The 15,068-nt window shown below is 56.0% G+C and carries 7 protein-coding genes; 2 read left to right on the forward strand and 5 right to left on the reverse strand.

Annotated features, from left to right (window positions below; translation table 11 throughout):
- Positions 1-304 precede the first annotated feature (304 nt).
- The 5 genes from NB063_RS15345 to NB063_RS15365 form a co-directional block, all read right to left on the reverse strand.
- Positions 305-5,596 (reverse strand): DNA repair ATPase, encoded by a 5,292-nt coding sequence (locus NB063_RS15345; protein WP_250929611.1) that lies wholly within the window; start codon positions 5,594-5,596, stop codon positions 305-307.
- A gap of 186 nt (positions 5,597-5,782) precedes the next feature.
- Positions 5,783-7,852 (reverse strand): flotillin family protein, encoded by a 2,070-nt coding sequence (locus NB063_RS15350; RefSeq protein ID WP_250929612.1) that lies wholly within the window; start codon positions 7,850-7,852, stop codon positions 5,783-5,785.
- 390 nt (positions 7,853-8,242) lie between these two features.
- A complete protein-coding gene (locus tag NB063_RS15355; RefSeq protein WP_250929613.1) occupies positions 8,243-9,253 on the reverse strand; it encodes a zinc-dependent alcohol dehydrogenase family protein in 1,011 nt (336 codons plus the stop codon).
- A 45-nt stretch (positions 9,254-9,298) separates the two neighbouring features.
- Positions 9,299-10,744, reverse strand: a complete 1,446-nt coding sequence (locus NB063_RS15360; RefSeq protein ID WP_250929614.1) for a class I adenylate-forming enzyme family protein — start codon at positions 10,742-10,744, stop codon at positions 9,299-9,301.
- Positions 10,745-10,747: 3 nt separating this feature from the next.
- Entirely contained in the window at positions 10,748-11,530 is a 783-nt protein-coding gene (locus NB063_RS15365) for a TrmH family RNA methyltransferase (protein WP_250929615.1), read from the reverse strand.
- A gap of 184 nt (positions 11,531-11,714) precedes the next feature.
- Between NB063_RS15365 and NB063_RS15370 the strand changes: the two genes are divergently transcribed.
- Both NB063_RS15370 and NB063_RS15375 read left to right on the forward strand, forming a co-directional pair.
- A complete protein-coding gene (locus NB063_RS15370; RefSeq protein WP_407652637.1) occupies positions 11,715-12,770 on the forward strand; it encodes a hypothetical protein in 1,056 nt (351 codons plus the stop codon).
- Between the two features lie 160 nt (positions 12,771-12,930).
- Positions 12,931-15,042, forward strand: a complete 2,112-nt coding sequence (locus NB063_RS15375; protein ID WP_250929617.1) for a TolC family protein — start codon at positions 12,931-12,933, stop codon at positions 15,040-15,042.
- Positions 15,043-15,068: the final 26 nt, after the last annotated feature.

A 15,068-nucleotide genomic window follows, 5' to 3' on the forward strand; every position in this document is an offset into this window, starting at 1 on the left:
CAGGAAAAACGGACGTCCACGCGGATGAACCACCGGGGATCGAAATCTATCGCCGCGATTGCGACTAAGAATCGAAGCAAACCTTGCGCGGTCGTGTTTTCCACGTCCCAGCAAAGATTTGGCCGACCAAGCTAATGCCGAGTACCCGAGGAGATGACGTTCGATCGTGTTCGAAAACTCGCCTTGGGCGAACAGGGCACCTAATCAGTTCACGTGGGGACGGACGAGGCGAGGTGATTAGTGCGACTCTTGATGCCCTAGCAGTGTCATGCCTCAGGATGCGCGAGTTTGAATCGGCTCGACGCTACTTTTCTGTCTGAGGCGGATCGAGTGCCGCTTCGACCTGCTGGTAAGTTTGCATCATTTGATCGAGCTGTTTGAGAAGGCGGTCGATATCTCGGCCGTTGTCGATCGATTCGTTTAGAAGAGGACGCATCCACTCCTGCATCAAATGAAACTGTCCTTTGATCAATTCCGCCATGACTCGTGGAACTTTGTGTTGGACCAACACTTTTTGTTCCACCGGCGTGGTTGCTTGTTGGCGCGTCAATTCTTCAAGTTGATTGCCGGTGTTCTGTATCCGTTGACTCAAAGAATCCCCGATTGCGACGAGCGATTGTCGAAGCGAATCGACGCGGGCGTCCATCCGCTGTTCGGCTGAATGATCTTCCATCGCGATGGCTTTCGCGATCACTTGGCGGATCGATTCGAGACCGTCTCGCATGGACGCGAGTTGCCGCATCACTTGGCCGACTTGATCTTCGCTGTCCATGCCCGCCATCCGGACGCTTTCGACGAACGCATATTTGATCGAGTCCCAACGGGCACTTTCTTCGGGTGTCAAAATCCCCATCAGTTCTTTGAACTTTAGTACGTTGGCTTCGTTGTCGGTCGTCAACGTTTGGGCATCTTGTTCGTAGTTGCTGACGATCAGCGTTTGCAGTTCGGCGTCGTTCATCACCGGTGCAACGCGTTCGGCGATCCGGTTCATGTTCCGATAACTGCCCTGCAATTTGAATGGCGGTTCGGTTCGGTAGGCGTCGGCCTGTGCCGCGGATCGAATATAGGCGCGGTTGACTCGTAACACGACGTCGCGGACCCGCAGCAGTTTGCGTGTCACTTCGAACATATCGCGTACCTGATCGAGCGAGAAATTGCTTTCCAGCTCGATGCCTTCGATCGAATCTCGCTGCGCCGCCATGGCAATCTTTCGGGCGTCCGACAGCGGGGCCGTCGATAGCGGAGCGAGCGTTACGTTGCTCGACAAGCAGTTTTCGAGATAACTCATCTCGAACGCGTCGGCGCGGTCGCCGATGATTTCGCCGAGGTTGTATACATCGGCGCGGTTGGACAACATGTCTGGTATTTGGAACCGGTCTCCACTCTCGGTATACGGGTTGCCCGCCATCACGACGGCAACGCGTCGTCCGCGCAGATCGTACGTCCGGGTTTTGCCTCCACGAACGCCTTCGATCTTGCGGGTGGCATCGCAGAGTGAGATGAACTTCTGCAACAGTTCCGGGTGAGTGTGCTGAATGTCATCGAGATACAGCATCACGTTGTCGCCCATTTCCAAGGCGAGATTGAGACGCTCGATTTCCTCGCGTGCCGCTGCGTTGGGGGCCTCGGCGGGATCGAGTGAAGTGACACCGTGCCCGATCGCGGGACCGTTGATTTTCATGAAGACCAATCCGAGCCGATTGGCGACATACTCCATCAACGTTGTTTTTCCATAACCCGGTGGCGAGATCAACAGTAGCAATCCCATCCGATCGGTTCGTTTGTCTTCGCCCGCCGTTCCCATTTGCTTGGCAAGGTTATCGCCAATGAGCGGAAGATAAACTTCGTCGAGCAATTGGTTGCGGACAAAACTGCTGAGCACCTTTGGCTTGAACTCATCCAATCGCATCGAATCGCGAGCGGCCTTCACCAGGTCCGCTTTGGCTTGGTGCAAGGCGTGGAAACGGGGGACCACGGATTCACGATAATCGCTGAGTCGCTGCTTGAATTCGTGATAATGAACGGTCATCTTTCCATCGACAATCCTTTCGTGGCTGCCGACGAGAGAGGGGACGGAGACAGCGACGGGAACGTCAACGATCTGTAGATGACGATCAATGCCGCGAGCCTTGGCTGCGGCGGTGTCGTCCATCTCGGTACCGGTTTCTTGATCGATCTCACTCAGGACCAACCACGCTAGTTCGTTCCGATATCCTTCTGCCGCGTCGACGTCGGGCTTGGGATTTTCCGCTTCAATCTTTTTAATAAAGGCGTCGCTCCAGTTGCGAGCGAGCACGAAGGATCGAATCGGATCGTCTGAGTTTGGTTTGATTCCTCCGACCAACCATTTTTGCCGATCCGTTTGTGGCAATGCGTTCTTGAAGTCACTGAGCAAGTGCATTGCACGCCCGCTGACGGTGGCTTTGTTCGGCGAGACAAGGAGTTCGTGGAACAGGTAGTCAGCGATTCGAGGTGGCGTGACGGTTTTGCCAAACAGCGGTTTCCAGACAGATTCATCCGCGAGGGCGAGTTGTGCGAGGTGTTCCCGGAATTGCACCGCCGGTTCTGCTTGTGGGTACGCCCGCGCGAGTTTGGCAAACCCGGCGATCCATTGTTTCATCTCCGTTCGGGGTTTCGCCCCAAGAATTCGGGTCCACCAGAATTGGCTGCAGGCTCGCAGCGTCGGTTCGTAGCGGAGGAGGCCGAGTTGACGATCGATCGAGATCAGCGCGTTCAAGATGGCAGCCGTATCGCGATCGTGTACACCCTTGGCATAGCCCTCGTCGAATCGCCCGTTCATCTTCTCGCCAACCCAAGACGCATCGACGGATTGGCGTGTTACCGCTTCGGTGAACAGATCCAAGGCGAGATACTCGGCGCGATAGACGTGCCGGTTTTCGCTAACGAGCGGTTGGTCCCACAATTCGCGTGAGGATTCGAGCCGCGGGTCGTGCATCGGTTCGAAAAACTGCGTTCCGGTCAAATGCAAACACAGTTCTCCGCCACGCAAGACGGTGGTGAGATCGAGAGGTTGCGTATTGACCGCAAACTTGCGTTCACCGAGCCGAATGATATCGCCGCCATCTTCGAAGAGATCTTGGCGATCCTTGAGTCCGCGAGTGGCGTCTTCACGGATGACCTTCAAGCGTCCTTGGAGATCGCCGACACGGACGGCATCGCCGAGATTATCGAGTTCGTCAATGAGGCCGCGGATTTTGCCGACCATCAAATCGCCGGCAAAGTAGGCGGCAATCGCATCGGTCGAGTCCATCGTCGCGACACGGGATGCGATCGCTTTCAGGATTCGATCTGCGGCCGCGGCGAGCGATTCGGCGCGACGGTTCCGCTTCTCAACCAACGCAACTTTGCGAGATTCAAACGCTGTGTAAACCTCTTCGCGTCGTTCGGCGAGGGTTTCGATGAACTCATCAAATTCGGCGAATCGTCCCTCGAGTTCTTCGAGGCTGACCATCACCTTAGTGAGATACTCGTCACAACGTGCCGGGGTGTCACAGACGTCGAGATACCCGGACGTGGACTGCTGAAGCAACTTCATTTGCGAGGCAAATTCGGCACGACCTTCGACGCCGATGAGATCGCGACGACGGTTCTTCAGCCCGCTTCGCACACGATTGACATCGGCAAAAATATCGCCGATTGCGTCGATGATTTGCGTTCGTTGGGTCGCGTCTTCGATCTCGAGATTGCTGACGGTTTCGGTCAGAAGCTCAAGTTCAGAAGCCGCTTGGTCGATTTCCGCTTCGAGTTCTTTGGCAACCGCGACACTGCCGACACCGGCGATCTTGTCTTCGGCAGTAGCGATCGCGGTTCGATACGGGGCCAAGGAGTTATCCGTCAGCAGAAAGTCGACGCAGCGACGGCTTAGCCGCTGTGTGGCTTCGGCAAGGCGTGTTTCCAATGCTTCTGCGAGCGAGAGATCCGCAAACTTCAGATCCCGCAACGTGATTGCGTGCCCACGATGTTCGCGTAGCTCGGTCAGCGAGGAAACGAATTCTTGAATACTCTCAAATCGCGATCGTTCGGTTTCCTTCAGCGTTCGATCGATCGCTGATTTAACTTTCTCGGTCTGTTTCTTCGTCTCGGTGCGGACCCGGACGACTTTTTCGAATTCTTCGACGGCAGCGGACGCGGCGCTACGAATGTCGTTGAGCGGTTTGTCGAGATGGTGGGTCTCGTCTTTTCCGATCCAAAAGTAGCTGTCGAGAATGTCGCCGGATTTTTTAACGAGGTCCTGGTAGAGTCCATCATAACTGTCGTCTTTTTCGATCAGTTGCAGCACTTCGCTGCATTCAGCCATCCCCCGCACGAGATCTTGGTTGCCGATTTTAAAAAGCAACGAGTCGGTTTGGCTCGACGGTAGAAAGTTTTCGCCGACAAAGGGTGTCTGCCAAATTTGGATGGGATGGTGTTTTTGTGGCGTTTCGTGTGCTTTGAAACACACCATCTCGCCGGCTTCGAAGAAGGTTTGACCGTGACACACCAGTGGCGTTTCGACGGTTTGCCGGATTTGGTTGTACCGTAGTTGGACGTACGTCCCGTGTTCGATGTTGCTGAACAGGTACAGGTAATCTTCGCCGTTGGATGACGCGATCGTACGTTCGTAACGCATGTCCGCGAGTCCATGATCGAACCGTTTGAACTCGCCGGATTGCAAGTAGTATCCGCCGGGGAAAATCAAGCCTTGATCACCGGGCAACATCACGCAGGCATGTTGGATTTCGTCGAGCCGAACGGCTTGGTTGATCTTGCCGCTGAAGACGATGTAGCGAAATCCGGTTTCCTGATACGGTTTGATTTTCATCAACACCAAATTGCCGACGATCGCGTAATAGATCTCCGCGTCGTCGAGTTTTTGGTCTGGGTTATCGACTGGCTCGGCGTAGATGCCTTCGCCGCTGCTGGTGTTGTTTTCAACTTTGACTGTCAAGTCGCCGCCGACAGTTTCGACAAAGACTTTGTCTTCGATCGAAATGTGGGGATGGTCGCCGTAGCGGTGCATGTCGCGGGTTGCCCGCTGCCACATGAATGCGTGTTGGGGCGGTTGTTTGACCTCGTGGTCACTTCGGTTGTCGATGTACTCGATTTCAGAACCGGTGATTCGCCATTTGAACGACTTGATGTCGCCCGCCGTTTTCCCGACTTGGAAAACCATGTGCAGGATCGGGCCTTTAACGAAGAACCGCAGAAACGTGGTCCCCTTGTAGAATCGATAAAGTTCTTCGAAGTCTTTAACGAATTGCGGATCGCTGATCAGGTCCAAAGCCGAAGCGTGGAACTCATGGTTTTCCATCCGGTAAACCGAGAACACATCGGGAAGATGGATCTCGGTTTTTAAGCCGAACTGAACGTTGTACCCGAAAACGAAATGATCGCCGATCGACACAATGTCCCGTGGGACACAGTTGTGGTCGGTGGTAATCCGCTGCGTTGCGATCAGCCGAGTTTCGATGTTGCCGAAAACGTCGTTGCGATCGGAGTTGAGTTTGCCGAGCCGATCACGCAAATCTCCCGCAGCGTCGCGAAGACGATTGCGAAGGATTTCGTAGGTCCCGCCGGTGAGTTGGGTGTCACTCATAGAATGGTTGTTGGCGATTGGCAGTGCGGACGCTTCCGTAAATGATGTTCCGGTTGTGATCGCGGTGATACGAGCCAGAACATTTGGCCTTGTGGGACGTGAACGTCCCGCCGCAGCCTCTGTGATCCGCTATCGAATTGCGATGTTGGAAATGCAGGCCTGCGGCATCAGTCATTCATCAAAGGCTCAGCTCTTCGAGGAAGGTTTCACCCGTTTGGCGGCGACAGTCGTCTCGCCGTTTTTACCCGGGCTCGCGAGGAGTCGTCCGGCTTTTTGATCCGTTACGTTGGCGGTCGCGGCGATGCTGAGCAGACTCGTTAGCTGGTTTCTCACATCATCGGTCGATGCCATTCCCATCATTTTGGCGATGAGGGCGGCGATCGAGAGGTCTTTGACACCGTCGGTATCCAGTCCGAACTGACCGATCAGGTCCTGCACTTGGCTGCGGAAATAGTCCGCGTTGCCATCGAAGAACGTGTCCTTAATATCGGTCGCGACCTTGCTGTTGTAAACGAATCGGTCGATCGCCTTGCCGCCCTTGACGGCCGAAGTGATCTGTTCGAAGAACTCACCGTCACCGCCGACGATGTCAATTCGAGCTGCCTTGAGGGCATCGCCGATGACGCTGGCTTGGCTCTCGGCGATTCCACGTTGAGCATCGATCGCGGCGATTTCGACGTCTTTCTCTTTGTTGAGCGAGAGTTTGAATTCTTCGTGCTCTTTGCCGACGCCGTCGAGTTTCTTCATCGCTTCGGCCTTCTCGGTGATACCCGTTGCTTCGGCACTGTATTTCTCGCGTGAAACCTTCGCTTCGGCGAGGCCTTCCTTCTCGAGCGAGGCAGCCTTGGCTTCTTGCACTTGGGCTTCGGCCAATCCGATCGCGGCGGCTTGGGCCGACTCGGCTTCGGCGAGCATCTTGGCCGCTGCGGTTTCTTTCTCCGCCGCGTCGCGTTTCGCTTCGGCTTCGATCCGAATCTTCTGAGCGTACAGTTCGCTGGATTCTTTCTCTGCCTGGGCAAGTTTCGTCTGGCGAATCAATTCCTCTTGTGCGGTCATCTCGGCAGCGGTGACTTGCACCTTCTTGGCCCGGTCGGCCTTGGCGATTTCCACGGTGTCTTTGATCCGTTCCTGCTCTTCGACAACCGCTCGTTCGACGGCAACACGTTCGCGAATCACTTCTTGGATGTTTCGCTTTTCGACTTCGATCGCTTTTTCCTTCTCGACGTCGGCGACGCCAACGACTCGCAAACGTTCGGTCGCTTCGAGGTCGCGATCGCGAGTAACGCGTTCTTGCTCGACGGCATCGGTCTTCTCTTTGTTTCGCTGAGCGACCAAGACTTGGCGCGCTTTATTTTCTTCTGCGATGCCGATTTCTTCTTCGGTCGTAATGCGTGCCCGTTCGGATTCGAGCCGTTGTTCTTCGCGGACCTTGGCAGCAGCGGCTTGTTCGCGAGCGGAAATCTCGGCGATTTCACGTTTTTGCTTCTCGACCGCTTCGACGCGTTGACGTTCCAAGGCGAGAATTGTTTCTTCCGCTTCGACGTCTTGTTTCTTGAGTGTTTTTTCTTTGTCGCGGGTGAACTGGTTTTCCTTCACCTTCTCCATCGACGTCAGTTCGGTGATCTTCTTGATACCTTCGGCGTCGAGAATATTGCTCGGGCTGAGCATTTCCAACGGAGTTTGTTCGAGATAGTCGATCGCCGCATCGTCGAGACGGTATCCGTTCAGGTCGGTACCGATCACCTTGAGGATTTCGTCTTTGAACTTGTCGCGTTGATCGTAGAGGTCGATGAAGTCGAATTGCTTGCCGACCGTCTTCAGGGCTTCACTAAATTTGGCGTCGAACAATTCACGCAACGTTTCGAGTTGACTGCACCGTTTCGCTCCGATCGCCTCGGCGACCTCTTTCATTTCGGCGGGCGAGTTGGCGACGCGAATGAAGAAGGCGACTTTGATGTCGGCTCGGATGTTGTCTTTACAAATCAATCCGGCGCTGCCTTCGCGGTGGATCTCGAAGCTTTTCAGCGTCAGGTCCATGAACTCGTATTGCTGGATCAGTGGAATGACCATCATTCCTTGACCGCATACGGCTTCCACACCGCCACGTCCGGATCGCACGATCGCACGATCGGGGCCGACCTTGATGTAGTACTTCTGCAAAAGGACGACTACAAACAGCAAACAGAGCAGTGCGCCGGCGATCAGCACGATCGCACCGTCCGCCGCATAGCTGTCGGTGATGAAAGCGGAGAGCATGGGAGAGTCCCTTAGTTACAGTGAATCAGAAGGAGGAGTGGGCAAGGAACAGGGCCGACAGGCGAGCGCAACCGGGCGCCAAAACTCTCAAAATTAAGCATTTCAGTGGAAATGGGTCGGGGAGAGCGAGTTGCGGAAGGACGCCAGTCTAATTACAGCCCCGCTCTAGGGTAGAATACGGCTTGCCTGACTGCCGGAACTACTGGCAAGAATTTTCGAATGATCGCGGATCGCGACGCGATTAACAAGAATTTTCGACTGATGCCCTGGCGCGAGCAACACGAGCCAGGGCAATCGAGTCAAACGATCGGGATGCTGTTGTGCCCCAATTTCGCCGGAAGTCGGCGATGATCGAGCTATTGTGACGAGTTTAACTGGGCTCAAACCGCCTCAAAACTCGATGACGACCTTCCCAACGTGTTTTTGTGAGGCAAAGTACTCATACGCCGCAATGGAATCTGCGAACGAGAAGGACCGGTCGATCACCGGTTTGATTCCATTGCCGACGACGGCCGCGACGGTTTGTTCGTGCATCAACCGGCTGCCCACGTAGATGCCACGAATGGTCAGCAGATTAAAAACGCTCAGCAGCGGGCCAACTTTTGCACCCGGAGAATCGAGTACGCCGATCAAATGAATGTACCCGCCGACGCTGGCGGATTTTAATGATCGTTCGAGCGTTCCCGGCCCGCCGACTTCGACGACATGATCAACGCCTTCGCCTTGGGTCAGTTGCTGAACCGCTTTGTGCCATTCCGGGGTCTCGCGGTAGTTGATGCCCTCGTCGGCTCCGAGCGAACGGGCTTGTTCGAGTTTGTCGTCGCTCGACGATGTCACGATGACGTGTGCGCCGGCGGCTTTGGCCAGTTGCAGGGCGAAGATCGAAACTCCACCTGTACCCAACAGCAGTACCGTCTGTCCTGGTTGCAGTTGTCCGCTGGCGAAAAGTGCATGCCAAGCCGTCACGGCCGCACAAGGCAAGGTGGCTGCTTCGGCAAAGGATAATTCGTCCGGGATCGCCACGAGCGATTGTTCGGGAGCGACGATCGTCTCTGCCAACACGCCGTCGATGCCGCCGCCGAGGCTTGTCTTGAGTTTGGCGTTGGTCGCGGGGCCTTCGATCCAGTCACGCACAAAGTTTGGGCTGACCCGATCACCCACTTTCCATCGGGTCACATTTTCACCAACCTCCACCACTTCACCTGCCCCGTCGGACAGGGCCACAACCGGACGGGTGTCGTTACGGAGGTAGCCACCCGACGCGACGCCGAGGTCGCGATAGTTGAGGGACGCCGCACGCATCGAAATCTTGACTTCGCCGGAACCGACGGTGGGTTCGGGGCGGTCGATCAACTCGATCGCTTGAATACCGTCTCCGGATTGGATCGTAAATGCTTTCACTGATTCTCTCGTGACTGAAGTGGGATGGTGGACTATTGGATGGTGTCAACCTCCGCCGAATCGCTTGCTGATGCTATGACGGCGAGGCGTGCTTTTTGACGTCAGTTCACCGGATGAGTGTGCGAGCGGGGGATCGATTCGTTCAATCGAAACGGACGTACCTGCCGGCAGCAGAGGACGTATGATTTCTCTGATTCGATCTTGATCGATTGAGTCGGCTTGGATCGCAACGAGGAGGGACTGGTTGACGGATAACAAAACGGCGTACTCACAGCCGGTTTTTCGCTGAAGAGTTTGTTCGATGGCAAGCGGATGGACTTTGTAGCCGTTTTCGAGAACGATCACATCATCCGCTCGGCCGATGATTTGCAGTTGGCCGTTTGGGGCGGATTCGACGAGGTCACCGGTATCGAGCCAGCCCTCATGGTCAATCTTGAGGGCCGTCGAAGCGGGATCATCGAGATAGCCTAGCATCACCAGCGGACCGCGAACGAAAAGCCGCTGGTCAACAATCCGGGTTTCACAGCCCGCGACCGGCGGCCCCACACATCCAACTGCGGTATCGCCCGGCGATGAGCTACAGATGACTGGTGAAGTTTCCGTGCAACCGTATCCCTGAATCACCTCAATCCCATGGAGTCCGAATCGTTCAAACAGATCAACGCTCATTGCCGCGCCACCACAGCCTAGTACGCGGAGTCGGCTTAGGTTCGGATCGCCCGCGTCCAATCGCTCCACGATCTGTCTCGCCAGCATGGGGACACCGTTAATCATTGTGGGAAGGGATTCGGTGGCGATCCGATCCAGGCCCCTTCGTCCGTAGTCGAGCGTCCACTGGCAACCCGAGAGCAGCCACGTCCCCATATCACATGTTCGTGCGTAAGCATGAGAGAGCGATAAGAGGGTGAGTCGCACGTCGTCGACATTCTGAGGCACGGCAGCTAGTTTTGCGGCGGCGTTGGTGGTTAGGTTACGCTGCGACAACATCACGCCTCGCGGCTTGGCAGTCGTCCCGCTAGTCCACAGAACAAGACTCGCTTGATCAACGTCAACGCTGTCCGCGGATTGCTGGAGTCGTGCGAACGATTCGTCAAAATTGCCGAGCGATTCAAGGGTGGGATTGTTCGTGAGGGTCAACGCGACGCCGCCCGATCGCTCAAACATTTCTTTTCGAGAGTCACACGGTAGTTTCGAATCGATCGGGATCTCAATCGCACCGCAGGCAATGCATGCCAACGCATTGACTACGACGCTGGTGGTGTTCTGGCTTTCATAGACGAATCGTTTTCCGCGTTTGTCGCCGTCCATGTTCGTGGTATCGGGATCCTGCCGTGATGACGAAACCAGGCTCTCCATCGCCGCCGCGGCGTGGTCGACGGCGACGACAAGTTGACGCCATGTCAGCGTGGGCCAACCCGGACAGCGAAGCGCGATCGCATCTGGGCGTTCCTTCGCATGTTGCAACAAAGCGTCTAAAAGGTGCCGTGGCATGGACTAGCGTTTGGTGAGTTCGTAGAGAAAGATCGCACCGGCAACACCCACATTCAAACTGTCGGTCGTCTCAGGCATGGGCAGCGTTGTTCGTACGTGGCAGGCCGCCTGCACGTCGGCGTCGAGTCCTTGTGCTTCATTGCCGAGCAACAGAATCGTGGGAGCACCTGCCAAGTGTTCTTGCAAGTGTTCGATCGCGATTGAATCGGGTGCAAGTGTTGTCGCGGCAAAACGAAATTCACCCGCCTGCAAACTTGCGATCTGTTTAAGTGGTTGATCAAAACGATAGAATCGATGATGAAACACAGACGCCATGCTGACTCGGATTACCCGCCGCACGTACGGGAAGATGGTCGCTGGTCCGATCAGGATGTCGTGGACTCCCATCGCGGCGGCGGACCTGAGCAGGCTGCCCACGTTCTCGGGATCGCTGATGCCGACCAAGCCGAGGGCGAGGTTAGGACGTCGGGTCTGCAGCGTCTCGCAATCTAGCCAGGGTGGACAATCGCCATGGGCGAGCACGCCGCGATGAAAATCGTAGCCCGCGATCGCTTCTCCAATTTCCGGCTCAACGACGAAAGCAGGCACGGAGTCGGGAAGCAAGTCGATGTACTTGTGTTCCTGCCCTTTGTGAATCAGTAACGATCGTATCGATAATTCACTTTGTAGCAGCCGTTTCACAACGAGGGACCCCTCGGCGATGAATCCGTCCCCTGGATCTCGCAGACGAACGTTTCGGTAGGCAGAAATACGAGGATCAGCCGGATCGGACAGTGTAATGATCACGCGGATTAGCAAGGATCGAAGGCGGGAAGGGTGACGAACGGCCCATCTGAACCAGATCTAATAAGTTTTAACGCCTATGCGGCCTGTGCCCGTGATGCACCGTGAACAATGACGGTTTCGCGGTCTGGAGGTCGATTCGTCGTGTTGGTTCAGACGATTAAACCGGCTGTCGGGAATTCCCGGCATGTGCTTTTCGATCCGCAAATCACGTCAAGGAAGACGCACCACGATGTCACATTCAATCTGGGATTGGTGGTTCGGCGACGGACAAACGCAACACTCGACTACCAACTACTGGCGCGTGCGACGTATCGAACGTATGCTTCATCGGGCGAATGGTTCCGCCGCTCGTCGTCGATTGGGCGTCTTCCTCGCGGCTCTCGGCGTTACGTGTGTGGGGGGAATTGCCTCCACGGTTGCCGCCGAACTCGGAACAGGAAATACGAGTCTGGATTGGGGGGCGTCGACGACGTTTGCGATGATTATCGCCGATGAAGAGAGCGACGAGAAGTCGCCTGTTGTCGAGAAAAATGATGCCGCGAATGCAGCGGAAGGTCTGCAAGAAGACGAACTGCGACGCAAACGCTTGCGAGACCTGCTCGGTGAGGACGACGACCCGACCAGCCGCGGTGATGAAATCAACAATGATGCCCCGGTAATGGATCGCGGTAGGGATCAACCAATGCTCCCGTCCGAACTCGATGAGGACGGTGATTTTGCCAAACCGTTCATCGAAGAGCGATTGCCGGAAATTGATGGGGGGCGGTTTGTGTTACCTCCCATCCGTGCCGTTTCGATTGACCAAGCACCGATCGGTAACGGCAGGCTGCCCGACGGGCTCGTGGCGGGTAAGGATCTGCAACTCGTGCCATTGCCCGAAGACGGCTATTCACGGTTGGCTCTGACGGGAGGCGGCGCGTGGCCTCAACTGATTCGTCCTTGGGCGGCACCGAATACGTTTTCGCACCCGCTGTACTTTGAAGACAGAATGCTCGAGCGTCACGGTCACGAGCGTTGGGGTTGTTTCCAACCGCTCGCCTCGGGTGCCCGATTCTTCACGACTTTCCCGATGCTGCCATATCTCGCAACGGTGCAAGAACCGTGCGATATCGTTTACAGCAAAGGTTACTACCGGGCGGGTTCACCTGTCCCGAAATTTTATCAGCGTCCACCCCTGGAAGCTCGGGCGGTTGTCGTCGAATCCGCTGTGGTTTCGGGAACGTTCATCGCGTTGCCCTGACCTCACGAATCGAATCGTCAACGTTCGTCAATTCCTGTACTCAGACCCCCGCGTCTGACATTTAAGAAAATCGCCCGCTCGCACAAGCTCCTCAATTCGACACGGATGTCGATTGTTTTGAGCTCTCGGCCTTACCCTCGTAAAGTTATTGAGATCAGCCATGGATCGGCAGTTCATTCACGACGTTAGCGTCGAATCGATCGAAAAGAAATCGAGCGGTCGTCGCGGTGGTTCGCGTCTGCGACGAAGACTATTAGCGTCGCTGGTTTGTGGATGCGTGGGCACACTCGCGACGGTTGGTTGTGGCCTGACACAAAAGATCCCCGATAGTCCCTACGACACGAAGACGTCCTACCATGACCACTCAGCCATGCGGATCGAGTATCCGCAAGTGCAAGAGTGTGCGACGCCTTCGTCCATCGCGGCCTCGTCGGCGATGGCACCTAACTCGTTGCAAGATCCCGCGTCGATTCCGGCGATCGAACTGGAATTGCAAGATGCCATCCGGCAGGCTTTGCGGAGTAGTCCAGTGCTGCGTTCGATCGGCGGCACCGTGGTGACAAGTCCGGCGGCGGTCTCGACTTCGTACGACCCTGCCCTCGCTCACGCCAACCCGTCACTCGGTGTGGAAGCGGCTCTTTCCGCTTTCGACGCCCAGTATTCACAGTCGCTCTATTGGAACAAGGTTGATCAGCCGCGGAACTTCAACGCGGCCGCTCTTGGTGGCGGTGTGGGAACCGTTTTCCCGTCATTCGCGAATCAAACCCTCGCGACGTACAGCAATGAGATCTCCAAGAGAACAGCGACAGGAGCCTCGTTCGCATTACGTAACAACGTCGGATACACCCGGACCGATGACCCGAGTCGTGCCAGCCAATTGTTTCCGAGCGTGTTCACCGGATTCCTCGAAGCTGAATATCGGCAACCTTTGATGAAGGGCTCCGGTACGACGTACAACCGGATCGCCGGAACGAGTGGTGCGGTGGGTGTGTACAACGGCGTTTTGATCGCTCGTGTCAACGAAGACGTCGCGTTAGCTGATTTCGAAGCCGCCGTGATTTCGTTGATCGCGGATGTGGAGCAAGCTTATTGGGATCTTACCGCTGCGTACCGGGTTCTCGAAGCTGTCGCGAAAGGGCGTGAATCGGCCTTGCAGACGTTCCAGTATCAACAGGTGCGTTTGGAGGTTGGTACCGGCCGTCGTGACGAAGAGGCCCAGGCCCGGTCGCAGTACTACCAATTCGAAGCGCAGTTGCAGTCGGCTCTCGCCGGCGATACCGGGCTCTATCCGGCCGAACAAAGATTGCGATATCTGATCGGAATGCCGGCCAGCGATGGGACGTTGCTCAAGCCGGTGACGTCACCCGTGGACGCCAAAGTGGTCTTCGACTGGGACAGTGCACTCGGCCAAGCTTTGGTGCGACGGGTCGAAGTCCGACGCCAGCAATACAACGTCAAACGACGCGAGATGGAATTGACCGCGGCGAGATTGAACCGTCGACCTCAAGCTGACTTTGTCGGTCAATATCGCTGGCGTGGTCTGGGTGACCACTTGATCGGTGACGGCAACGACACCAATCCGAACGATAACTTGTTCGATTCGATCACCGATGGGGATTATCAAGAGTGGACGGCTGGGGTCGAGTTCACTGCACCGATCGGTTTGCGTTCCGCCAGTAGTGCGGTTGCTCACGCGAAACTGAATCTGCAACGCGAACGGGCGCTGCTCAGTGAAACCGAATTGCGGATCAGTCACGACCTCGCAGGCGCCGCTCGTGCGATCGATCTGACCTACCAACTCGTTGAAACGAACTACAACCGTTACCTCGCCGACTTGAGGCAAGTGGATGTGCTCCGCCGTCGTTATCGCGACGGAACGGACAACATTAACTTCCTGTTGCAGGCACAGCGTGACGTGGTCACGAGCGAAGTCGCGTTCTATCAATCAATCTCGAACTACAACTTGGCAATTCGCGATTTCCATCGTCAGAAGGGATCGCTGCTGGCTTACGCGGAAGTCAATCTGGCCGAAGGAGCTTGGTGTCCGGGTGCCGAACGGGACGCGTACGAACTCGGGCGGTACCTGGAACCACGATGCCGGCCAGAGAGCGTTTCTGTGCCATGCCCGGTCAGCGCGGGGCCGTTTGACCCCTCAGCGCCACAGGGAACCGTCGGTGCGGTTACTACTCAGTGGCAAATGATCGACCAAGGCATCAGCTCGCCGGGCGACGTCATCGTCTCGCCCTACATGTCGGACGCTCCGGTTCAGTAACGGGAGTTGAAATTTCAGCGGCGTGA

Source organism: Aporhodopirellula aestuarii, from assembly GCF_023701485.1.
GTDB lineage: Bacteria > Planctomycetota > Planctomycetia > Pirellulales > Pirellulaceae > Rhodopirellula > Rhodopirellula aestuarii.